Origin of the sequence: Pseudomonas abieticivorans (genome assembly GCF_023509015.1) — a bacterium.
GTDB lineage: Bacteria > Pseudomonadota > Gammaproteobacteria > Pseudomonadales > Pseudomonadaceae > Aquipseudomonas > Aquipseudomonas abieticivorans.
Map to the genome: position 1 here is coordinate 1,989,052 of NZ_CP094975.1, position 23,220 is coordinate 2,012,271.

The 23,220-nt window shown below is 61.7% G+C and carries 21 protein-coding genes; 11 read left to right on the forward strand and 10 right to left on the reverse strand.

Annotation, left to right across the window (positions count from 1 at the left end):
- Window positions 1-96: 96 nt before the first annotated feature.
- The 4 genes from rsgA (at window position 97) to L9B60_RS08985 (ending at window position 3,225) form a co-directional block, all read left to right on the forward strand.
- Complete coding sequence (gene rsgA, locus L9B60_RS08970) at window positions 97-1,128, forward strand: small ribosomal subunit biogenesis GTPase RsgA (protein ID WP_249678133.1); 1,032 nt, start codon at window positions 97-99, stop codon at window positions 1,126-1,128.
- 234 nt (window positions 1,129-1,362) lie between these two features.
- Window positions 1,363-1,764, forward strand: coding sequence for a TIR domain-containing protein (locus L9B60_RS08975; protein WP_249678134.1), 402 nt, complete (start codon window positions 1,363-1,365; stop codon window positions 1,762-1,764).
- Between the two features lie 10 nt (window positions 1,765-1,774).
- On the forward strand, window positions 1,775-2,737 hold the full coding sequence (locus L9B60_RS08980; protein WP_249678135.1) for a caspase family protein: 963 nt from the start codon (window positions 1,775-1,777) through the stop codon (window positions 2,735-2,737).
- Window positions 2,737-3,225: a toll/interleukin-1 receptor domain-containing protein gene (locus L9B60_RS08985; protein WP_249678136.1), complete on the forward strand. Its 489-nt coding sequence runs from the start codon at window positions 2,737-2,739 to the stop codon at window positions 3,223-3,225. Before L9B60_RS08980 ends, L9B60_RS08985 begins: the two co-directional genes overlap by 1 nt.
- A gap of 86 nt (window positions 3,226-3,311) precedes the next feature.
- On the opposite strand, the gene motB is transcribed toward L9B60_RS08985, so the two are convergent.
- Window positions 3,312-4,355: a flagellar motor protein MotB gene (motB, locus tag L9B60_RS08990; protein ID WP_249678137.1), complete on the reverse strand. Its 1,044-nt coding sequence runs from the start codon at window positions 4,353-4,355 to the stop codon at window positions 3,312-3,314.
- Window positions 4,356-4,358: 3 nt separating this feature from the next.
- On the reverse strand, window positions 4,359-5,210 hold the full coding sequence (motA, locus tag L9B60_RS08995) for a flagellar motor stator protein MotA (protein WP_249678138.1): 852 nt from the start codon (window positions 5,208-5,210) through the stop codon (window positions 4,359-4,361).
- 129 nt (window positions 5,211-5,339) lie between these two features.
- Here motA and L9B60_RS09000 point away from each other — a divergent pair, with 129 nt between their 5' ends.
- The 4 genes from L9B60_RS09000 (at window position 5,340) to L9B60_RS09015 (ending at window position 10,560) form a co-directional block, all read left to right on the forward strand.
- Window positions 5,340-6,878, forward strand: coding sequence for an HDOD domain-containing protein (locus tag L9B60_RS09000; RefSeq protein WP_249678139.1), 1,539 nt, complete (start codon window positions 5,340-5,342; stop codon window positions 6,876-6,878).
- A gap of 46 nt (window positions 6,879-6,924) precedes the next feature.
- Window positions 6,925-7,740 (forward strand): rhodanese-like domain-containing protein, encoded by an 816-nt coding sequence (locus L9B60_RS09005; protein ID WP_249678140.1) that lies wholly within the window; start codon window positions 6,925-6,927, stop codon window positions 7,738-7,740.
- 3 nt (window positions 7,741-7,743) lie between these two features.
- Window positions 7,744-8,613: an archaetidylserine decarboxylase gene (asd, locus tag L9B60_RS09010; RefSeq protein ID WP_249679693.1), complete on the forward strand. Its 870-nt coding sequence runs from the start codon at window positions 7,744-7,746 to the stop codon at window positions 8,611-8,613.
- Between the two features lie 153 nt (window positions 8,614-8,766).
- Window positions 8,767-10,560: a cyclic-di-GMP receptor FimW-related protein gene (locus tag L9B60_RS09015; protein ID WP_249678141.1), complete on the forward strand. Its 1,794-nt coding sequence runs from the start codon at window positions 8,767-8,769 to the stop codon at window positions 10,558-10,560.
- A gap of 81 nt (window positions 10,561-10,641) precedes the next feature.
- Here L9B60_RS09015 and serB read toward each other — a convergent pair whose 3' ends face one another.
- Complete coding sequence (gene serB, locus L9B60_RS09020; protein ID WP_249678142.1) at window positions 10,642-11,859, reverse strand: phosphoserine phosphatase SerB; 1,218 nt, start codon at window positions 11,857-11,859, stop codon at window positions 10,642-10,644.
- Between the two features lie 133 nt (window positions 11,860-11,992).
- Between serB and L9B60_RS09025 the strand changes: the two genes are divergently transcribed.
- Window positions 11,993-13,528 carry a histidine kinase gene (locus tag L9B60_RS09025; RefSeq protein WP_249678143.1) on the forward strand — a complete coding sequence of 512 codons (1,536 nt, stop codon included), beginning with the start codon at window positions 11,993-11,995 and terminating at the stop codon, window positions 13,526-13,528.
- 5 nt (window positions 13,529-13,533) lie between these two features.
- On the opposite strand, the gene L9B60_RS09030 is transcribed toward L9B60_RS09025, so the two are convergent.
- Complete coding sequence (locus tag L9B60_RS09030) at window positions 13,534-14,082, reverse strand: helix-turn-helix domain-containing protein (RefSeq protein ID WP_249678144.1); 549 nt, start codon at window positions 14,080-14,082, stop codon at window positions 13,534-13,536.
- A gap of 104 nt (window positions 14,083-14,186) precedes the next feature.
- Between L9B60_RS09030 and L9B60_RS09035 the strand changes: the two genes are divergently transcribed.
- Both L9B60_RS09035 and L9B60_RS09040 read left to right on the forward strand, forming a co-directional pair.
- The gene (locus L9B60_RS09035) at window positions 14,187-14,969 is read left to right on the forward strand and encodes an aldolase (protein ID WP_249678145.1); all 783 of its coding nucleotides are present in this window, start codon (window positions 14,187-14,189) and stop codon (window positions 14,967-14,969) included.
- A gap of 42 nt (window positions 14,970-15,011) precedes the next feature.
- Entirely contained in the window at window positions 15,012-15,899 is an 888-nt protein-coding gene (locus L9B60_RS09040; protein WP_249678146.1) for a dihydrodipicolinate synthase family protein, read from the forward strand.
- 67 nt (window positions 15,900-15,966) lie between these two features.
- Here the strand turns inward: L9B60_RS09040 and L9B60_RS09045 are convergent, their stop codons facing one another.
- The 6 genes from L9B60_RS09045 to L9B60_RS09070 form a co-directional block, all read right to left on the reverse strand.
- The gene (locus L9B60_RS09045) at window positions 15,967-16,674 is read right to left on the reverse strand and encodes a PqiC family protein (RefSeq protein WP_249678147.1); all 708 of its coding nucleotides are present in this window, start codon (window positions 16,672-16,674) and stop codon (window positions 15,967-15,969) included.
- A 176-nt stretch (window positions 16,675-16,850) separates the two neighbouring features.
- Entirely contained in the window at window positions 16,851-19,109 is a 2,259-nt protein-coding gene (parC, locus tag L9B60_RS09050; protein ID WP_249678148.1) for a DNA topoisomerase IV subunit A, read from the reverse strand.
- A gap of 10 nt (window positions 19,110-19,119) precedes the next feature.
- Window positions 19,120-19,641, reverse strand: a complete 522-nt coding sequence (locus tag L9B60_RS09055) for a retropepsin-like aspartic protease family protein (protein WP_438866080.1) — start codon at window positions 19,639-19,641, stop codon at window positions 19,120-19,122.
- Entirely contained in the window at window positions 19,638-20,621 is a 984-nt protein-coding gene (locus tag L9B60_RS09060; protein ID WP_249678150.1) for an esterase-like activity of phytase family protein, read from the reverse strand. The genes L9B60_RS09055 and L9B60_RS09060 overlap by 4 nt, the downstream gene beginning before the upstream one ends.
- A complete protein-coding gene (gene parE, locus L9B60_RS09065; RefSeq protein ID WP_249678151.1) occupies window positions 20,621-22,525 on the reverse strand; it encodes a DNA topoisomerase IV subunit B in 1,905 nt (634 codons plus the stop codon). The genes L9B60_RS09060 and parE overlap by 1 nt, the downstream gene beginning before the upstream one ends.
- A 39-nt stretch (window positions 22,526-22,564) precedes the next feature.
- Window positions 22,565-23,173, reverse strand: coding sequence for a YqiA/YcfP family alpha/beta fold hydrolase (locus tag L9B60_RS09070; protein ID WP_249678152.1), 609 nt, complete (start codon window positions 23,171-23,173; stop codon window positions 22,565-22,567).
- Window positions 23,174-23,220 lie beyond the last annotated feature (47 nt).

The following is a 23,220-nucleotide window of genomic DNA, read 5'->3' on the forward strand; positions in this document are numbered from 1 at the left end:
GCTCCTCGGCGTAGCTGCGCAGTTTAGCCTAGCGCGGCGTGCTAAACTCGCTGCCGTTTCATCCACACACCCCGTTTCAATCAAGCCGGAACCTTCATGGCCAAACGCCAGCTCAACCGTCGTCAGAATTGGCGCATCGAAAAAATCCAGGGCGAACGCGCTGCCCGCGCCGCCAAACGCGAGACGCAGGCCCTGGAAACCCTGGAAGGCGGCGACCTGGGCCCTGAGCAAACAGGCCTGGTGATCGCGCACTTCGGCGTGCAAGTGGAGGTTGAGGCCCAGGACGGCGAACTGGCAGGCCAGGTATTCCGTTGCCATTTACGCGCTAACCTGCCCGCACTGGTGACCGGTGACACGGTGGTCTGGCGCGCAGGCAACCAGGGTATCGGGGTGATTGTCGCGCAACTGCCGCGCAACACCGAGCTGTGCCGCCCGGACAGCCGTGGCCAACTCAAGCCGGTGGCCGCCAACGTCGACCTGATCGTGATCGTGTTCGCGCCAATGCCCGAACCCCACGCCAACCTGATCGACCGTTACCTGGTAGCCGCCGAGCATGCTGGCATCCACCCCTTGTTGCTGCTGAACAAGGCCGACCTGATCGACGAGCAGAACGCCCCGGCCCTGAACGCCTTGCTGGCGGTGTACCGCCAGTTGGGTTACCCGTTGCTGGAAGTGTCGGCGCACCACGGCGACGGTATGGAGCAACTGCAGAAACGCCTGGACGGCCACATCAGTGTGTTCGTCGGCCAATCGGGCGTGGGCAAGTCGTCGCTGGTCAACAGCCTGCTGCCCGAAGTGCAGACCCGGGTCGGGCCGCTGTCTGAGCTGTCTGGCCAAGGCACGCACACCACCACCACTGCACGCCTGTTCCACTTCCCTGGCGGCGGCGAGTTGATCGACTCCCCGGGCATCCGCGAATTCGGCCTGGGCCACGTTAGCCGCGCCGATGTCGAGGCCGGCTTCATCGAGTTCAACGATTTGATCGGCACCTGCCGGTTCCGCGACTGCAAGCACGACCGCGAACCGGGCTGCGCCTTGCTCAAGGCCTTGGAAGAAGGCCGCGTGCAGCAGCAACGCATGAACAGCTACCGCTCGATCATCGCCAGCTTGCCGCAAGATACTTACTAGCGCCCGCCCCCCCTGTAGGAGCGGATTTATCCGCGAACAGCACGCCGCCCTGTATCTGATACACCGCGCCGTCCGGTTCGCGGATAAATCCGCTCGAACAGGGCTGTGCGCAGGAAATTTCTGTAAGAATTTTTACCGTTGCTTGTAGGGCAGGTCTATTTCGGACGTAGTCCCTTGTTCATGCGACAAAGTTGAACAATCGTCAACCTTTCACCTGTACATGAAAGGTCAAACATGACGACTTACCACCTGTTCATCAGCCACTCCTGGAATTACTCCGACGCTTACGATCGCCTGGTCAACCTGCTTGACCTGCACCCCACCTTTGCCTTCAAAAACTTCTCGGTGCCGCCGCACAACCCGATCATCGACGCCCCGACCGACGAGGCGCTGGAACGGGCGATCGCGGCCAAGATCGCACCCTGTTCGGCGGTGCTGATCATGGCTGGCATGTACGCCCATTACAGCACGTGGATCAACAAGGAAATCGCGATCGCGCGGCGGTTCGGCAAGCCGATCATCGCCATCAAACCCTTCGGCGCCGAGCGCATATCCCAAGCGGTGCGCCAGGCCGCCCACGCCGAGTGCGCCTGGAGCACCAGCGGCATTGTCAACGCCATCAAACTTCATGCGTGAGGGATCAAGCATGCGCAAGGCTCTGTTTATCGGCATCAACAACTACAAAAACATTACGCCATTGACGGGTTGTAACAACGACGCCATCGCAATGGGCTCGGTACTGGGACGGCATGCCAGCGGCAGCCCGAACTTCAAGAGCAGGATTTTGACCACGGCGGAGAACGACCTTTCACGCAATGTGCTGGACGGCTACATCAAGGAGCTGTTCAGCGGCGATTGCGACACGGCGCTGCTGTATTTTGCAGGCCACGGCCACTTCGACAATGACGCCGACGAAGGCCTGATCCTGCCGCAGGATGCCAGCAACGCCAGCGACGGCATTCGCATCAGTGACATCTTGAACCTGGCCCTCAAGGCCACCGACATCAAAAACAAAATCATTATCCTGGACTGCTGCCAGGCGGGTGCAGCGGGTGAAAACCGTGGTTTGAAAGGCGGTGTCAGCGCGATTGGCGAGGGCATCACCATCCTCACCGCGTGCCGCAAGGCCCAACTGGCCCAGGAGCGGGCAGGCCACGGCGTATTCACCAGTTTACTGTTGCAAGCCTTGCACGGCGGCGCGGCCAATGTACTGGGCGCCATCACCCCGGGCAGCCTGTACGCCTTCGTCGACAACGCCTTGGACACCTGGGAGCAGCGCCCCGTGTTCAAGACCAACGTCGCACGGTTTATTTCACTTCGCGATGTAACCCCGCTGGTACCGGTTGAAACCCTGCGCAAGCTGCCCGAATGGTTTCCCGAGGCCGAGAGCGTGTTTGAGTTGGACCCAAGCTTCGAGCCTACCCAGACCAAGGTGTTCTACCCGCCCAACGGTGAAGTCTTCGCGCAGTTGCAAAACTGCAATCGCCACAGCCTGGTGGAGCCGGTGAACGCCGAACACATGTACTTCGCCGCCATACACCACACCGGCTGCCGCCTGACGGCGCTAGGTGCCTACTACCGCGACCTCGCCAGCAAGGGACATTTCTGATGCCAGTGTTTATCAGCTATCGCCACACCGACCGAGACCTTGCCACGCGCATCAATAACCGCCTGCAGCAATTCAATGTGCAGACCTATTTCGATGTACTGGATGCCGAGTCGCAAAGCACCGACAACATTACCGAGGTCATTACCCGCAACATCACCGAATGCACCCATTTGCTGGCAGTGATTTCCTACACGACCGCGCAGTCGTGGTGGGTGCCCTTCGAGATAGGCGAAGCGACCATCAGTGGCCGACGCATCAGCTCATTTCAGGTGGGGCACGAGGCGCTGCCGCTGTACCTGGAGAAATGGCCGAAGATGAGCAATACCCTGGAGCTGGATTTGTTCATCGAAGAATATCGACGCGAAAGCAGCAAGCGCTCGATCGGCATGGAGTCCATGGAACGGGCCACGGCGGGCAGCGCGAAAGGTGTCGGCAGCGCTGACCAGTTCCACAAGACACTCAAGGAGCGCATTCGCAGGGGGTATTGAATTGAGCTATGAGCTGCAAGCTATAAGCCCAAAGCAGGCACCGCACTAACCTGCTCCAAGCTTGTAGCTTGCCACTTGAAGCTGCTTCACTGCTTCCCTGGCTCATCCATTTTCAAGGTGCCGTCCTCGAAGATGTTCAGCTTTTGCCGCAACTCCCGCGGCTGCATCGGCGCCGTTGGGTCCACTGGCGCTGCCGTTGAAGCACCCGGTTTGCCGGCTGGAGCCGCCGCGCCAGGGGCAGCGGGTTTGCCTGCGCCTGGTGCATCCGGCGCGCCCTGCTCGCCCTCGATCTCGCGTTGGGCCTTCTTGGTCAAAACGACGATATCGATGCGACGGTTGACCGGGTTCAGCGGGTTCTTGCGATCAAACAGCGAAGAAGAGGCATAACCCACCACCCGCGCTACTTGGCTATCAGGATATCCGCCGGCCACCAGTGCCCGGCGAGCCGCGTTGGCACGGTTTGCCGACAGCTCCCAGTTACCAAAGTCACCTTGGCCGGCGTACGGCTTGGCATCGGTGTGGCCGCTGACACTGATCTTGTTTGGCACGGCCTTGATCGTGTCGGCCATGGCCAGCAGTATGTCTTCGAAATACGGCTGCAAGCGCGCACTGCCCAGGTCGAACATCGGCCGGTTCTCGGCGTCCATGATCTGGATGCGCAAGCCGTCCTGGGTGATCTCGAACAGGATCTGATCCTTGAACTTCTGCAATTGCGGGTTCTGGTCGACCTTGTTCTGCAGCTCCTGCAACAGCAACTCCAGGCGCTCGTGCTCGACCTGTTCGGCGACCTTGTCGGCCTGGTCCTCGGTGACCTTGTTGCTGTCCGACTCAGGCTTGGGCGGGCCTTCCTCGATTTGCGGATTCAGGGTCTTGTCGGGCGCAAGCTTGGGCGTGCCGCCCATGTCGATGATGTACGGCGAGCCACTTTCAGAAAACCCCACAGGGTCCTGGAAGTAGCCGGCGATGGCCAGCTTTTGCTCGGGCGTGGCGGTAGACAACAGCCACAGCACCAGGAAGAACGCCATCATCGCCGTGGCAAAGTCGGCGAAGGCAATCTTCCAGGCGCCGCCGTGGTGACCGCCGCCAAAGCGCTTGACGCGCTTGATGATTATCGGCTGATTATTTTCCATGGATCAGCGACCGCGAACCGCTTGCTCAAGCTCGGCAAAGCTGGGGCGGTGGGCCGGGTACAGCACCTTGCGACCGAATTCGACGGCCAACGAAGGCGGCATGCCCGAGGCCGAGGCCACCAGCGAGGCCTTGATGGCCTCGTACACGTTTACTTCTTCCTTGGCATCGTGGCCCAGCGCCGTGGCCAGCGGGCCGACAAAGCCGTAGGCCGCGAGGATACCGAAGAAGGTACCCACTAGCGCCGCGCCGACGTGGCCGCCGATGGCGTTCTTGTCACCATCGCCAAGGGACGCCATGGTCACCACGATACCCAGAACTGCCGCGACGATACCAAAGCCGGGCATGCCGTCGGCCACGCCGGTCACGGCATGGGAAGGGTGCTCGAGCTCTTCCTTCATGCTCAGCAACTCCATGTCGAACAGCCCTTCCAGCTCATGGGGGGCCATGTTGCCGGTGGACATGATGCGCAGGTAGTCGCAGATGAACGCGGTCATGCGCTCATCCTTGAGTATGACCGGGTATTTGGCGAAGATCGGGCTGGCCGAGGCGTCCTCGATATCGCTCTCGATCGCCATCATGCCTTCACGACGGCTTTTATTGAGGATCTCGTAGACCAGGCTCAACACTTCGATATAAAAGGCGTGAGAGAACCGCGACTTGAACATGCCCAACGACTTTTTCAGTACGTGCATGGTCATGTAGCCGGGGTTGGCCTGCAGGAACGCACCCAGCGCCGCGCCGCCGATAATCAACACCTCGAAAGGCTGGATCAGCGCCGCGATTTTACCGTGGGAGAGTACGTATCCGCCGAGCACGCTCGCGAATACGACGATGATGCCGATAATTTTAGCCATAGGTTAGAAGCACTTACAGGTCGAGGTGAAAGACGGGGCGGAAGTTCTTAAAACTCTTCTTCTACTTATCGGCAGTTCTGCGCCAGACTATAGCCTAGAAAGGCGAAAAGCCAGTTTGGCCCCCACAGCATGCCTATTGAAGCCATCGTGCCAACACAAAAACCGCAAAGCCTTGAAGCCTGGGTCAAATTGCTCGACGGCGTGCGCCTGCCCGTCCCGCAGGCCAGTTACGATCATGTACGTGCCACCATGGCCGATAGCCGTCGCTCGCTGCGTGATATCGCCGAAGCCATGCAGAACAGCCCGGCCCTGGTGCTGAGTGTGATCCGCGAGGCCAACCACCATAGCCATGCAAGCCTCGCGGAGCCCGCCGAAAGCCTGGAGATCGCGATCAACCGGCTGGGTCTCAAACGTACCGAAGAGTTGCTGCTGCGCCTACCGGCCGTCGAAACCAGCGAGATCCCGATGGCCTTGCGCCAACTGCAACTGATCAGCCAGCATGCCGCACAGCAGGCCAACGGGCTATTCGCCGGGCGCCTGGCGCGGCTATGGCAGGAAATTCACTGGGGCAGCCTGCTGTTCCTATCGCCGCTCTGGCCGCTGGCCGTGACACACCCCAAGCTGCTGGAAGAATGGGAGTTGCGGGTGGTGCACAAAGGCGAGCCCGCCTGCGCGGTGGAAAATGAACTGTTCGGCGTACGGCTGCTGAACATCTGCCAGACCGTGGCCGAGCTGTGGCGCTTGCCGGCCTGGGTAAGCCACGGCTATCGCCTGCTGCTGGAAGAGAAACGCTCACTGGTCGGGGTGCTGCATATTGCCCGCGACAATGAGCATCGTTTGCGCCAGCAACACAAGCTCGACGACGACCCGGCCTTGCGTCGCTGGCTGGTGCAACCGGCCAATACGGTCTTGCTGGCCAACGGTATTGCCCTCGCGGCCCAGCAAGGCTGGGAAAGCCCGCACATGACCCGCTGGCAGTACCTGACCAGCCTGTACCTGCAAATGCCCCTCCAAGAGCTGCAGCAGCAAGTGCACCAACAGGCCGCGCAAAGCGCGCGCAACCACGCCGCACCCGGCTTGTGGCACCCCGCCGAAGCGCTGTTGTGGCCGTGGGACTCGCGCAAGCTGCACCGCGGCCTGCTGCCCGCGCCGCCGCCTTCGGCCGAGTCGCTGACGGTGTGGCGCAAGTACTGCGCTGAACTGCTGGTGGAGCCGAGTCGCTTCAACAACGCCATGCACCTGACCACTTACGCCCGTGATGCCTTGCTGGCCTGCGGCATGCAGCGGGTGATGATGCTCATGACCGACAAGGCCATGACCAACCTGCGCGTGCACCAGATCGGCGGGTTACCCCCCGAAGCCGCCAACCTGAGCCTGCTGATCAGCCAGAGCACGGTACTGCAACGCCTGCTGGCCAAGCCCGCGCAGATACGCCTTACCCCCGCCAATAACGCACAGTTTTCCGCGCTGATCCCCGGCAACCTGCGAGCCCTGTTCAAGGGTGACCACGTGTTGCTGCGTTCCCTGGGCAGCAATGGTCGGGTGGTAATGTTGGTGGTGGCCGACCAGGGCGGCGGGCCGTTCTCGGAGATCAGCGTGCAGGCCTTCGGTAAAACCGCGCAATGCATTGAGCGCGCGCTGACCAGCTTTACCAACCGCAGCGCCTGAACCTTGCGCTACAATCGCCCCTCTCTTTTAGATCTGGAGACCCCACATGGCTGATTTTTCGGGCCTGCCCCTGGTGATTGAAACCGGGGACCTGCATGCGCGTCTCGACGTTCCAGAGTTGATCCTGGTCGACCTGACCAGCCCTGCCCGTTATCAAGCCGGGCATATCCCCGGGGCTTTCTTCGTCGACCCCAAGCGCACGCAACTGGGCCAACCACCGGCGCCCGGCCTGCTGCCGACCCAGGCAGCGCTTGAGGCGCTGTTCGGTGAATTGGGGCACGACAAGGATGCCGTCTATGTGGTGTACGACGATGAAGGCGGCGGCTGGGCTGGCCGGTTCATCTGGCTGCTGGACGTGATCGGCCACACCAAGTACCACTATGTCGACGGTGGCCTGATGGCCTGGCAAGCCGACGGGCTGGCGCTGTCCACCGAGGTGCCGGCACCGGTTGGCGGGCCCGTCTCGCTGACGCTCGGCGAAGCACCTACGGCTACCCGCGAATACCTGCAAAGCCGCCTGGGTGCCGCCGACCTGGCGATCTGGGATGCCCGCGGCCCGCTGGAATATTCCGGCGAGAAAGTGCTGGCAGCCAAGGGCGGCCACATTCCTGGCGCGGTCAATTTCGAATGGACTGCCGGCATGGACAAGAACCGCTCGCTGCGCATTCGCCAGGACATGCCACAAATCCTCCAGGACCTTGGCATCACCAAGGACAAGGAAGTGATCACACACTGCCAGACCCACCACCGTTCTGGCTTTACTTATCTGGTGGCCAAGGCGCTCGGTTACCCGCGCGTCAAGGGCTACGCCGGTTCATGGGGCGAGTGGGGCAACCACCCCGATACCCCGGTAGAAGTTTAAGGAATCTCGATGAAATCCCGCTTGTTCATACTCAGCCAATACCTGCTGCCCCACCACCTGCTCTCGCGCCTGGCCGGCTGCGTGGCCGAGTGCCGCGTGCGCTGGTTCAAGAATGCCTTTACCGCCTGGTTCGCCAAGCGCTACCAGGTCGACATGTCCCAGGCACTGGTCGAAGACCTGACCGCCTACGAGCATTTCAATGCGTTCTTCACCCGCGCCCTAAAACCTGACGCACGCCCGCTGGACCCAACCCCTGGCGCGATCCTGAGCCCGGCCGACGGCGCCATCAGCCAGCTCGGCCCGATCGAACACGGTCGCATTTTCCAGGCCAAGGGCCACAGTTTCAGCGTGGTCGAACTGCTGGGCGGCGACCCGGCCAATGCCGCGCCGTTCATGGGCGGTGAATTCGCCACCGTCTACCTGTCGCCCAAGGACTACCACCGCGTGCACATGCCGCTGGCTGGCACCCTGCGCGAAATGGTCTACGTGCCAGGCCGTATTTTTTCGGTCAACCAGACCACCGCCGAAAATGTCCCGGAGCTGTTCGCCCGCAACGAGCGCGTGGTTTGCCTGTTCGACACCGAACGCGGCCCGATGGCCGTGGTACTGGTGGGCGCGATGATCGTAGCCTCGGTGGAAACCGTCTGGGCCGGGTTGGTCACGCCACCCAAGCGCGAACTCAAGACCGTGCGCTACGACGAGGCCGCACGCGCGCCCATCCATCTTGAAAAAGGCGCGGAGCTGGGCCGCTTCAAGTTGGGCTCCACGGCGATCGTGCTGTTTGGCCCCGAGCAGATCAAATGGGCCCATGAACTCAGCGCCGGTGCCCCGGTGCGCATGGGCCAGCGCATGGGCGACGCCAACCAGGCTTGACCTTGCGTCCAGCCCGGCCGGCTGCCAACTGGCCGGGCTATTATTGCGCAATGCTGCAGCTATCCGACAATGCTGCTAGAGTCCGCCCATTCGACTCTAATACAGGCAGCGCCCCGCTGTCGGAGACTCCCGTTAAACACCAGGAAACGCTTGATGTCCAGTTCCAGTCCCCACCTGTTGCTGCGCGCACCGACGCCGTCACAGTTGAGCCTGACGTTCTGCGAAGCCACCCCGCGCGACATGAAGCGCTGGATCGCCACGCTGCCCAAGGCCAACCTGGGGGAAACTGCGCGCCAGCTCTACCAAGGCCTGCTTGAACTGAACCAACTGGTCACCCGCAGCGAAAACCGCCTGCAGTTGCTGGAACTGTTGCGCCCCGAGGTGTACTACGTCTGCAAGCACCTGGAACGGCATTTCCTGAACCAGTCGATCGTGCTCGACGAACGTGCGCGCAAGGTCGCCAACCTGTGCCAGGCACTGCAAAATCACTTGGCGGTGGGCTACAAACAGATCATCTGCCGACTTTCGCCGAAGTTTTCCAAAGACCGCGCCGCGCTGTTGAGCATGGCGATCCAGCGTGCGCTGCATTGCCTCAACGGCCCGTTGATCCGCGCCAGCCTGCTCTACTGCCCGGTGCCTGACGGCCTGTGGCGCGAGCTGCATCAGTTGTATCAAGTCGCCCTGCACCACCAATTGCAACAACAGGTGGTACCCGACGAACTGGCCAGCCACGCGCGCACCCTGAGCATCGAGCAAACCTACGCCGCCGCCTTGTTAATGGGCAGTTCGCGCTGCAACCAGATGCGCCAAGGCTCGATCGCGCGCCTGGCCGACGTGCTCGAATCCTGGGGCGCGCTGGTGCGCGTGCAGGCGGCCTGCGACGATAACAGCCTGTTCGCCGTGGCGCCGGCCATCGACGGCCCACCACGCTACAAGTCGTTGTTTGTCGAAGCGCAGGCCACTTCGCTGCTGGGCCTAGACCCTTCGAAACTGGTGCAAGCCATTGACAGCTACCTGCAACTGCCTGCCGAGCAGCGCAGCGGCTCGCCGTTGCTGGTGCCCCAAGGCTTCACGATCGACCTGTTGCAGCACCTCAACGCCGCCTGGGGCGATGTGGCCGAACGCACCTTCCATCGCGCCCCCGGCCAGGGCAACCTGAGCGTGTGCATCGGCATGAGCGCGCTGCACTACTACCTGAGCGGCGAGCGTTCGTTCAGCGAAGTGCTCCGGCGCCCGGAAGTGGGTAGCGCCAACTTCGCCAGCCCTCAGGCGCGAAAGGATGACAGCAGCACCTGGGCGCTGGCCTTCGATGCGCCGCAAAACTCGACCCAGGCGCACATGCTGCCTTACGAGGAAATCCAGTATCACAACGAACAGGGCGACGGCGCATCCAGCGCCTCCAATGCCCAGCAGGACTTTCCGATCCACGCGCTCAACATCATCAACCACAGCCCCGGTGGTTACTGCCTGGCGTGGCCCAAGGAGGTGCCGGCACAGTTGCAAGCCGGCGAAATGCTCGGTATTCAGGACTCGCCCGCGCAGGGCTGGAGCATTGCCGTGGTGCGCTGGATTCGCCAAGTGCGCAGTGGCGGCACCCAGATGGGCATCGAACTGGTCGCCCCCTACGCCCAGCCGTGCGGGCTGCAACTGTTGCGCAACGCCCAGGAAAGCAGCCAATACCTACGCGGGTTGCTGCTACCGGAAATCCGCGCTATCGATATCCCCGCCTCGATGATTGCCCCGCGCCTGCCCTTTCAGGAAGGCAACAAGGTGATGATCAATACCAAGGGCGAAGAAAAACGCGCCAGCCTGGGCAAGCGTGTCAGTGGCACGGGCAGCTTCAACCAGTTCGAGTACAAGACCCAGGAGCCTTTGGCCAGCAAGGCGGTGGCCAGCGGCGAACAGGTCGCGGGCGAGAATTTCGATTCGTTGTGGGGCGATCTTTGAATCGACGGCGCCTGGTTCGCGGATAACTCTGCCCCTACCTGTAGGAGCGGATTCATCCGCGAACCGAACAGTGCGGTACCCCTATAAACCCCGGCCGTCGCGATCGCGCATGCCTAGCAGGTACAACACCCCATCCAAGCCCAGGGTCGAGATCGCCTGCTTGGCCGATTGCTTGACCAGCGGCTTGGCGCGAAACGCCACGCCCAGGCCTGCGATCGCCAGCATCGGCAAATCGTTGGCGCCATCGCCCACGGCAATCGTCTGCTCCAGGCTCAAACCTTCGCGCGCGGCCAGTTCGCGAAGCAAATCTGCCTTGCGCTGAGCGTCGACAATCGGCTCGATCGCAACGCCGGTGCACTTGCCGTCGACCACTTCCAGTTCGTTGGCATACACGTAGTCGATGCCCAGCTTGGCCTGCAACTGCTTGGCAAAATAGGTAAAGCCACCTGACAGGATCGCGGTCTTGTAACCCAGGCGCTTGAGCTCGGCAAACAGCACTTCGGCGCCTTCGGTCAGGCGCAGCGACGCACCAATGGCGTCCAGCACGCTGACGTCCAGGCCGTTGAGCAGGGCCAGGCGCTCCTTGAAGCTGGCACGGAAATCCAGCTCGCCACGCATGGCCCGCTCGGTAATTTCCGACACCCGCTCACCCACGCCATGGGCCTTGGCCAACTCGTCGATTACCTCGGCCTCGATCAGCGTCGAATCCATGTCGAACACGGCCAGGCGACGGTTGCGGCGAAACAGCGAGTCCTGCTGGAAGCCGATGTCGACATTCAGCTCCTGCGCCAAACCCAGGAACTCGGCACGCAGGGCTTGCCCATCGCTCGGTTCGCCACGCACGGAAAACTCGATGCAGGCCTTGCCATGGTCAGCGGGCGCATCCAAAGCCACGCGAGCCGACAGACGGTCAATCTTGTCGATGTCCAAACCGTAGCGGGTAGTGATCGAGCTCACCCGCTGCAGTTGCTCGGCAGTGACCTGGCGGCTCATCAGGGTAACGATGTGGCGCGACTTGCCCTGGCTGTCTACCCAATGCTGGTAATCCGCTTGCGCAACAGGTGTGAAGCGCACTTGCTGTTCGAGTTGCTGGGCCTTGAACAGCAGGTCCTTGCACACGGCACAGGCTTGTTCGTTGCTGGCAAAGTCCACCAGGAGGCCGAACGACAACGTGTCGTGGATCACCGCCTGACCAATATCAAGAATGGTCACGCCGCCTTGGGCGAGTACACCGGTAATGGCCGCAGTGAGGCCTGGGCGGTCCTCACCGGTGATGTTAATCAGGACGATTTCGCGCAAGGCGCACCCCGTTTCGTGGAAAAAATCGCATTCTACCTACTTTCAGTGACCATCGGGCACAGCGAGCGCTTTGCCGTACTGGGGTGCCTCGCTATACTGCGCAGCAACTTCACGGACAAAAGAGCCGAGCTCAGTGAACCGGCCCACGCCAGTCAAAACCGACAACTTCTTCCTGCTGATCTTTCGGGCACTGCGCCACCGCCGTGTACCGCTCGCATTACGCATTGCCAGCCATAACGTCTTCCTGGTCGCATTGGCCCTGGTGATCTATGCCTGCGTGATGGGTTTGCAGTTCAAGCAGGCCATGCACGAACAGGCCGATGCCCTTGGCCAGAGCCTGACCACGCAGACGGCGACGTCGGCGACGGAGCTCTTGGTGTCCAACGACATCCTCAGCCTGAACGTGCTACTCAATAACCTGGTGAAAAACCCGCTGGTGGCCCACGCTGCCATCTACAGCGTGGACAACCGCATCATGGCCGAAGCCGGCACCCGCCCCAAAAGCGGTTTGCTGGATGCTTCAAGCGGCCTGTATGAAACCAAGATCACCTTCCAGGACGTGACGGCCGGGCAACTGCGCATCAGCCTGGACATGAACCAGTTCCAGCAGCCGATGACCATCAGCCTGCAGAGCATGGGCATTCTCAGCGCGATCCTGCTGGCCCTGTCCCTGGCCTTCAGTTTGCGTTTGGGCCGCTACATCTCCACGCCCCTGCTGCAACTGCGGGTGTGGCTGCGCGACCTGGACGAAAACACCCCGGCCACCGACCGCCAGGATGAAATCGGCGACCTTGCGCGCCAGTTGCATACCCGCTTCGCCATCAAGCGCCCAGAGCCGGAGCCAGAGCCTGAGGCCGAGGAAGAGCCGGAAGACGACGAGCCAGTGTTCGAGGTGCGCAACCTGCGCGACCCAAGCTTCGACGAAACCCCTGCCCTGCCGGCCAAGCCTGCGCCTAAACGCATCTTGCATGCCGAGGAAGATGAGGACGAGGACGGCGACGACCCTTTTGCCGACCTGCGCGATCACTCGCCAGCGGTGGCCAAGCCCGTAAGCCCTGCACCTGCGGTGATCATCCCGCCAGCCCCCAGCCAGCCACAGTACAGCGCAGTCTTGGCCGTGCAACTGGGCGCTCAGGAGCAGCTGCGACGCCTGCCGCGCGCCCGCCTGATGGAGCTGCTGCAGCGCTACCGCGACTGCCTGGACCAGGCCGCGTCGCTGTGGGAAAGCGAACTGCACACCCTCAACGATGGCAGCACGCTGATGCTGTTCAATAGCGAGGCCAGCGGTGATGAATACCTGACCAACGCCATCTGCTGCGGCGAGTTGCTACGCGCCTTGGGCCACGCCCTGCAAATCGAGGTGGCCGACAGCGGCATCACCCTGCAATTGCAATTGGGCCTGGTACTGGGCGACAGCAACCTGGCTGGCATGAGCCAGATCGACCTGCTGCTGACCGAAACCGCCCAGGATGCCCTGGCACTGTCCCAGCACAGCCGTAACTTGTTATTGGTGGAGCGGCAGATCAGCGACGACCCGCTGATCCGCCAGCGCGCACGCATTCGCCCGATCGCCAGCCCCGAAGGCGCATGCTGCGTGGAGCGGCTGCTAGAGCCATACCCTTCGATGCTGGAGCGGCAACTGGCGCGCATGCATGAGGCGCGGGTTTAAGCGGGTCAGTCTTGACCCGCCTCCACCACTACCAGCAAATGTGCCAGCTGATCGCCGCAGGAGCGCACGCGATGGGGCTTTTGTGCATTGAACTGCAGCGCATCGCCGCGCTGCAGGATGATCCGCTCGCTGCCGAAGTCCACTTCCACGCAGCCCTCATGCACAAATAGGAACTCTTCCCCCTGGTGCTCCTTGAACGAGGAGCCACGGAATTCCTGTGGCGGATGCACCATGAAGGGCAACACGTTGCGCCGCCCCACCTGATGAGCGAGTACCGCATAGGCCGATGCCTGGCCATCCGCCCCCCACGGGCGACGGTCTTGCTCGCGCATCAAGCTGTAGCCGCCCTGCAACGGGGTGTCGGATTCTTCGGTAAACAACTCCTCGACCCTCACATTCAAGGCCTTCGCCAGCTTCAACCCAGCGGCAATCGACGGCATTGCCAGCCCGCGCTCGACCTTGGACAGGTAGCTCCTGGTCAAGCCGCACGCCTGAGCCAGACTCTCCAGTGACAGGCCCAACTTTTTTCGCAAAATCTTCAATTGAGTAGACATGTTTTTCCGAATGCTTCGGCAAGAGGATAAAGCGTTGCCAATGACACAGTGTGTCCTATAAGTTCATTCGTGTCATTTACCCGTACCACTGGAATGGACTTCATATGGCTCACTCAATGCAAGCGCCCAAGGCCGAACTGGTTGAACGCGCCCATCTGCAGATGCGCAGCTCCCTGGCCGGCAACAGCTGGACCTTGCGCCAGAAACTCGCGCTCACCTGTCGCATCCTCTTCGAAAATGGCCATGACGCTGGCCTGGCAGGGCAGATCAGCGCGCGCGGGCCCCAGCCCGGGACCTTTTATACCCAGCAACTAGGCCTGGGTTTCGACGAAATCACCGCGAGCAACCTGCTGCTGGTCAGCGAAGACCTGGAGGTGCTCGAAGGCCAGGGCATGGCCAACCCCGCCAATCGCTTCCATAGCTGGATCTATGCGGCACGCGCTGACGTGACGTGCATCATCCACACTCACCCGACCCACATCGCCGCGCTGTCAATGCTGGAGGTACCCCTGCAGATCTCGCACATGGACCTGGCGCCACTGTATGAGGAATGCGCATTCCTGGCTGCCTGGCCGGGTATTCCGGTGGGCAACGAAGAGGGCGAACTGATTGCCGGGGCCTTGGGCGAGCGGCGCGCCATCCTGCTCTCGCACCACGGCCAGGTCAGCACCGGCGCCACCGTCGAGCAGGCCTGCAGCATTGCCCTGCTGATCGAGCGAGCAGCCCAGTTGCAGTTACTGGCCAGTGCCGCAGGCACCATTCGGCCCATCTTGCCGGCATTGGGCCGAGAGGCTCGGGACTGGGTCAGTACGCCGCGACGCGAAACCGCCGCCTTCAACTACCAGGCCAGGCGCCACCTGCGGCAACACGCCGACTGCCTTAGCTGACCTTGCAATTACTTGCAATTACTTGAAACCGAAAGGACTCACATGCCTACTGCAGACATTCATGGAATCATCGGCTACACCGTCACCCCGTTCGACCTTGAAAGCGACGGGCTTGACCTCGGCGCCCTGAGCCGCTCCATCGAGCGCTTGATCGCCGCTGGCATAAACGCCATCGCCCCGCTGGGCAGCACCGGCGAAGGTGCCTACCTGAGCGATCAGGAATGGCAATTGGTGTGCAAACACAGCCTCAATCAGGTGGCACGCAGGGTGCCCACCATTGTCAGCGTCTCGGACCTGACCACCGCCAGCACCATCCGCCGCGCGCAATATGCCCAGGCCCATGGGGCCGACGCCGTGATGGTGCTGCCAATGTCCTACTGGAAGCTCAGCCCTGCGGAAATTCGCCAGCATTACCAGGCCATTGGCGACAGCATCGATATCCCGATCATGCTGTACAACAACCCGGCCACCAGTGGCACCGACATGTCCGTGGATCTGATCATGGATATCTACCGGTCAGTGCCCAACGTCACCATGGTCAAGGAAAGCACTGGGGACATTGAGCGCATGCATCGCCTGCGCGACTTGAGCCAAGGTCGCCTGCCTTTCTACAATGGTTGCAACCCGCTGGCCCTCGAAGCGTTCAAGGCCGGCGCCAAGGGCTGGTGTACCGCCGCCCCCAACCTGATACCGCAACAAAACATTCAACTGTATCAAGCGGTAAAAAATAACGATCTGCCGGCAGCCCAGCAGGTCTTCGACCGCCAACTGCCGCTACTCCAATTCATCCTCAAAGGCGGACTGCCGGCCACCATCAAGGCCGGGCTTGCCTTGACCGGATTGGTCGTTGGCGACCCCAGGCTGCCGGTGTTCGCCTTGGCGGAAAACGACCAGCGCCAGCTCTGGGAACTGTTGAACGAGCTGCGTTGAGGATAGCCGGGCAACTAATTGCCATAAAAAAGCCCGCATCGCTGCGGGCTTTTTTTGGCCGTCGATATCAGAAGCGGAACACTTCCATATCGGTGCGGATCGGTGCCGCCAACGGCATTTTCGGCTTGTCTGGTTCGTCCTGCTTGACCTTGGCCTGGGAAGGCTTGCGCACTTCCTCGGCCAGCGGTGGCTGGTTGGCCAGCGGCTTGACTGCGGCACTCAGCTGCTCGGCCAGGCGCTGCAACAATACGCCTTGCGCCTGCACCTGGGCTGCCGTGCCACCGTCGTGCTTCTCTTCGAGATGCACGATGCGGTTGTCACGCACCTGGCCACGGCGATCCAGCAGGCGCCATTGGGCGTCCAGGATGGCCGGTTGCTTGTCACCCGAGTCAAGCCGGGTAATCGACAGCAACACTTGCACGTCAGGCGTCGTGGAGGTAGCCGAAGGCGCCAGCATTACCCGCTGGCTGTCCAGCCGCCAGGCCAACTGGCGCAGCAGCAACTGATCGATGTCCGAAGACAAGCTACCCGCCCAGCGGCCATCGGTAGCGGCGGTGAGGCTGCCATCGGGCTGGCGCTGCAGCAAGGTTTCGCGTTGCAGGTAATCGGCAACCGATACAGGGCCCAGCAACACGGACATCCCCGCGCTTTGCTTGGGTTGGCCCGGGTTACCGCTATCAAGCTGATACAGCGAGACTGGCTGGTGCACCGCGCACCCCGCCAGGCCTAGCACGCCGGTCAGCAATAAAACCAAAGGAAGGCGCAGAACAGTCATCATCCCATCCAGGCGGTTGCCACAAGGCTAACCGCAGTGATACTCAACGAATTCGTCTGGACACTCAGCCACGCTGGTGCCTCAAGAGGGCATATCATCCGCGAATATGCGCCATGACTCCAGCGCTTAAGCGTCGATCTGCGCTTAAAAACCCAGACCGGCCGCTCTAAATCGCATCAGCCAGCGTTTTCGACAATTAATGCATCGACCCGCTGGAAGCCTCGGGGCAGTTTATTGCCACGGCGGCCACGCTCACCCTTGTAGTGCTCCAAGTCGTCAGCCTTCAGCGACAGAGTACGCTTGCCGGCTTGCAATACAAGGGTCGCGCCCTCGCAAAGCACCGCCAAATCCGTGACGTATTCCTCACGGCTGGCCACCCTGTCACCCGGGATACCGATGATTTTATTGCCCTTTCCTTTACCCAGCTGAGGCAGGTCGGCCACCTTGAAAATCAACAGGCGACCTTCCGTTGTGACGGCCGCCAGCCAGTTCAGCTCGCGATCAGCCACCGGGCGCGGCGCCAGCACCTTGGCTCCGTTTGGCAAACTGAGCAGCGCCTTGCCCGCCTTGTTCTTGGCTTGCAGGTCTTCACCCTTGACCACAAAGCCGTAGCCGGCATCGGAGGCCACCACGTACAGCGATTCGTCATCGGGCAGCAGCACGCACTCAAAACTTGCGCCAGGCGGCGGCGTCAGGCGCCCGGTGAGCGGTTCGCCCTGCCCTCGCGCCGACGGCAGCGTGTGGGCGGCCACCGAATAACTACGCCCGGTGGAATCGATAAACACCGCAAACTGGTTGGAGCGGCCATTGGACGCAGTCTTGAAGCCGTCACCGGCCTTGTACGAAAGCCCCGTGGCGTCGATATCATGGCCCTTGGCGCAGCGCACCCAGCCTTTTTCCGACAACACGACCGTTACCGGCTCGGTCGGCATCAGTTCGTTTTCCGACAGTGCCTTGGCTTCGCTGCGCGCCACGATTGGCGAGCGACGGTCATCACCGTAGGTTTCGGCATCCTTGATCAGCTCGGTGCGCACCAGCTTGCGCAGCTTGGTTTCACTGCCCAGCAAGGCTTTCAGGCGCGCTTGCTCCTTGGCCAGTTCATCCTGCTCATTGCGGATCTTCATCTCTTCCAGGCGCGCCAACTGACGCAGGCGCGTGTCCAGGATGTAGTCGGCCTGGATGTCGGTGAGCGCAAAACGCTCGATCAACACCGCCTTTGGGTGCTCCTCGGTACGGATGATGTGAATCACTTCATCCAGGTTGAGGAAGGCCACCAGCAAGCCATCCAACAGGTGCAAACGACGCTCGACCTTGTCGAGGCGGAACTGCAGGCGGCGACGGACGGTATTGATCCGGAATTCCAGCCATTCCACCAGCAGCGCCCGCAGGTTCTTCAACTGCGGCCGGCCGTCCAGGCCGATGATGTTGACGTTGACCCGGTAGCTGGACTCAAGCTCGGTGGTGGCGAACAAATGCTGCATCAACTCATCGAGGTCGACGCGGTTGGAGCGGGCGATGATGACGATGCGGCACGGGTTCTCGTGGTCCGACTCGTCACGCAGGTCGGCGACCATTGGCAGCTTTTTGGCCTGCATCTGCGCGGCGATCTGCTCCAGCACCTTGGCGCCGGAGACTTGGTGCGGCAGCGCGGTGACGATGATGTCGCCATCCTCGATGCGGTAGACCGCGCGCATGCGCACTGAACCGCGGCCGGTCTCGTAGATTTTCAGCAGGTCGGCACGCGGGGTGATGATTTCTGCTTCGGTCGGGTAGTCCGGGCCCTGGATGTGCTCGCACAGTTGCTCGACGGTAGCCTTGGGCTCATCAAGCAGGCGCACGCATGCCGTGGCCACTTCGCGCAGGTTGTGCGGCGGCACGTCGGTGGCCATGCCCACGGCGATACCGGTGGTACCGTTAAGCAGGATATTGGGCAAACGTGCCGGCAAAACCGCAGGCTCGTCCAGGGTACCGTCGAAGTTGGGCACCCAATCGGCAGTGCCCTGGCCCAGTTCGCTGAGCAGCACTTCGGAATAGCGCGACAACCGCGCCTCGGTATAACGCATGGCGGCGAACGACTTGGGATCGTCTGGCGCCCCCCAGTTACCCTGGCCGTCGACCAAGGTGTAGCGGTAACTGAACGGCTGCGCCATCAGCACCATGGCTTCGTAGCAGGCCGAGTCGCCATGGGGGTGGAACTTACCGAGCACGTCACCCACGGTACGGGCGGACTTCTTGTGCTTGGAATCGGCATCCAGACCCAACTCACTCATGGCATAGACGATGCGGCGCTGTACCGGCTTCAGGCCGTCGCCAATGTGCGGCAGTGCCCGGTCCATGATCACGTACATGGAGTAGTTGAGGTAGGCCTGTTCGGTGAAGTCAGCCAGGGACCGGCGTTCTACGCCATCAAGGCTGAGATCAAGGGAGTCGCTCATGCGGGCCTCATCATTTCGTAGTCTGGCGCAGCAGCAAATTGCCACCACGCTGGGTAAATTCAAGTTGTTTCAGGGCACTCATGCCCAACAAAATCTGCTCATCGTCCAGGCCAGGCATCACCACGGCGCGCACGCCTTTCAAGGTGATGTCGCCCAATTGCAAGCTGGCCAGTTGCGTCTGGTAGCCTTGGGTACGGCCATTGGCAGTATTGAGCGCAACAGGCATGCCACGTTCCAGCTCCAGGCGCCTGGCAACCGGCTCTGGCACCGCCACGAAGGTGGCGCCAGTGTCGACCATAAACTGCACTTTCTGCCCGTTTACCCGCCCATCGGCAACAAAATGCCCTTGGCGGTTACTCAGCAGGTTGACCTCTACATAACCCTGCCCATGTTGCGAGCCCACCACCTGATTGGGGTTTTCCTCGCGCTGCTCCCAGCCGGCAAAGAACCGCGTGGCCAGGTACAGGCCGGCGATCCAGGCCAGCAGGAAGAAAAAACGCCCCGCCCGCCTACCTGGCACCGGTGAACTCAAGGCTGCTCCCAACCACCATCCGGCGCGGCGAAGCGCCAGACGATCGGACGTTTTTCGCCGTCGTTGCGAGCTCCCTCGTTATTGTCGACCCCCACCCAGGCGCCGTCGGCATCAATCACCAGCGCTTCTTCCAGGCCGTATTCCTGGGCGTATTGCCGAGGCGTGGTCAACAGCTCGCCCGCATAAGACCAGCAACGTTCCAACACGGCGGTCTTGGCGTCGCGTCGGCAAATCTGATAGACATTACGTTCAAGGGTATAGAGCTTGCCTTTGTACAACGACACGTCGGAAAAATCACGGGACGCAAGCTTGGGGGTCGGGAACTGCGAGGGCTGCATGCGCGTGCCGCCTTCGTTCAACAGGATGCAGGTACCTGGCAAGCACCCCCAACTGCCGTCCGCACGCTTGCGCACCGACAGTATGCCGCGGTGTTCGCGCTCTGCTGCCAGCCACAGCTGGTCACCGGCGGCATTGATCGCCAAGCCTTCGAATATGGCGTTGAACTTGCGCAGCAAGCCTTTGGCGTGCGCCTCCTGAATCACGCTCGGGTCGATTTTCAACCAGTTTGGCGCGCCATCCACTGGCACCTGCAGCACGGCGGCAAAGCCTTCGCTGACCAGGTAGCGATTGCCCTTGGCGTCGCAGGTAATGCCTTCGAAGTCCAGCACCCCACCGCGGATCACCGAAGCCGCCTTGCCCACCGCGCGCAGCATTAGCGGCAGCCCGGTGTCGGGCACGGGCGGCACGTCGATGTGGACGTTCTCTGCCTTCCACACGGTATCGCTGGTATCGAGCCGGTAGATCAGGTCGTCATCGCGGTCGGACTCGGTCCACAGCCGGTCGCCGCACATCGCAAGGCCCGACAGGTTGCCGCCGCGCATCCCGTCTACCGGGTGCTCGGACAGCAACTTGAGCTCTGGCACCGGCTGCGCCAGCGCGGGCAAGGCAATCAGCAGCAGTGCTGCCAACCCCAACCGCATCAGGTCAGCACCTCGGCCAGGTTGCCTTTGGACTCAAGCCAGCTCTTACGGTCGCCGGCGCGTTTTTTCGCCAGCAGCATGTCCATGATTTCCGAGGCGTGGGCAAAATCGTCCAGCGTCAGCTGCACCAGCCGACGGGTGTTCGGGTCCATGGTGGTTTCACGCAGCTGCGGCGGATTCATCTCACCCAGGCCCTTGAATCGGGTGACCTGTGGTTTGCCGCGCTTCTTCTCGGCCACCAGGCGGTCGAGGATACCGTCACGTTCGGATTCGTCCAGGGCGTAGTAGATCTCTTTGCCCAGGTCGATGCGATACAGCGGCGGCATGGCCACGTAAACGTGCCCAGCATCCACCAGAGGGCGGAAATGCTGCACGAACAGTGCACACAGCAGCGTGGCGATGTGCAGGCCGTCGGAGTCGGCGTCGGCGAGGATGCAGATCTTGCCATAGCGCAACTGGCTCATGTCTGCCGCGCCCGGGTCTACACCGATGGCCACCGCGATGTTGTGCACTTCCTGGCTGGCCAGCACTTCGCTGCCATCCACTTCCCAGGTGTTGAGGATTTTACCGCGCAACGGCAGGATGGCCTGGAACTCCTTGTCCCGGGCCTGCTTGGCAGAACCGCCGGCAGAGTCACCCTCAACCAGGAACAGCTCGGAGCGCATAGGGTCTTGCCCGGCGCAGTCAGCCAGCTTGCCCGGCAACGCGGGGCCTTGGGTGATGCGCTTGCGCTCGACCTTCTTGCTGGCCTTGAGGCGACGCCCGGCGTTGTTGATGGCCAACTCTGCCAGTTGGTTACCCAGCTCCGGGTTGGCGTTGAGCCACAGGCTGAAAGCGTCCTTCACAACACCAGACACGAAGGCTGCGGCTTGGCGGGACGACAGGCGCTCTTTGGTCTGGCCAGAGAATTGCGCGTCTTGCATCTTCATCGACAGCACGAAGGCAATGCGCTCCCAGATGTCTTCCGGTGCCAGCTTCAGGCCGCGCGGCAGCAGGTTGCGGAACTCGCAGAACTCGCGCATCGCGTCCAGCAGGCCTTGGCGCAGGCCATTGACGTGGGTACCCCCCTGGGCCGTGGGGATCAGGTTGACGTAGCTTTCCTGCACGCTGTCGCCGCCCTCGGGCAGCCACAACAGGGCCCAATCCACCGCCTCGGTATTACCGGCCAGGCTGCCACAGAACGGCTCGTCGGGCAGGCGCACGAACTCGGTCACCGCGTCTACCAGGTAGGAGCGCAGGCCATCCTCATAATGCCACTCGACTTTTTCGCCGGTGGATTTGTCTTCGAAGCTGACCAGCAACCCCGGGCACAGCACGGCCTTGGCCTTGAGCACGTGCTTGAGGCGGCTGACCGAAAATTTCGGCGAATCGAAGTACTTGGGGTCTGGCGCAAAATATACGCTGGTACCGGTATTGCGCTTGCCAACGGTGCCGATCACCTCAAGCTCGGTGGCCTTGAAGCCATCGGCGAAGGTCATCTGGTACTCGTTGCCGTCGCGCTTGACCTTGACCCGCACCTGATTGGACAAGGCGTTGACCACCGAAATGCCCACGCCGTGCAGGCCGCCGGAAAACTGGTAGTTCTTGTTGGAGAACTTACCGCCCGCGTGCAGCTTGGTCAGGATCAGCTCGACGCCCGATACGCCCTCTTCAGGGTGAATATCCACCGGCATGCCGCGGCCGTCGTCACTCACTTCCAGCGAGTGGTCGGCGTGCAGGATCACCTGGATGGACTTGGCGTGCCCGGCCAATGCTTCGTCGACGCTGTTGTCGATGATTTCTTGGGCCAGGTGGTTGGGCCGCGTGGTATCGGTGTACATGCCCGGGCGTTTGCGCACCGGGTCGAGGCCCGAGAGGACTTCGATGGCGTCTGCGTTATAAGAGCTAGCGCTGGGAGTGGCCATGGGTTCTCGTCGTCAGTTGTTCGTGAAAAATAATAAAGGTTACAGCAGGGAAAAATCGATGGCCTGATACTGGGCAGACCCGATACCGGCAAAACTCAACAACGCCGGCAGGCTTGCGGCAAAGCCTTGGTAGCTATGGTCGCCACCGGCCTGTATACGCAGGGCGCACGCCCGGTAAAACAGCTCGGCGCGGCGGTAATCCAGGGTTTCATCACCGGTTTGCAGCCACACTTGAAAACGTTGGGGGTCGGTAGGTGCTGGCACTTCCAGTTCGGCCAATGCCTGAACGTGGTCGTGGGTCAGCTCCCAGCTCTCACCGGTATACAGGTTTTCTTGCGTGCCCAGGTAACCGTCGAACAGCTGGTGCGGATTGACTGCCGGGTTGATCAGCACAGCCTTCAAGCCATGGCGCTCGGCCAAGTGAGTCGCATAGTAGCCGCCGAGCGAACTTCCGACCAGCAACGGCGTGCCCAGTTCAGCGATCGCAGCCTCAAGCTGAGCTATGGCCTGGCGGGGATGATGGTGCAGGGCCGGCACGCGCAAATGCTCGACCAGGCCGATGCGCTGCATCACGTCGACCAGTTGCGTGGCCTTTTTGGAAGCCGGTGCGCTATTGAAACCATGGATATAAAGGATCGAACCCGACACGTTGCCGCCTCCATCATCAATGCTGCAAAGACGCCCAGTTTAACGCG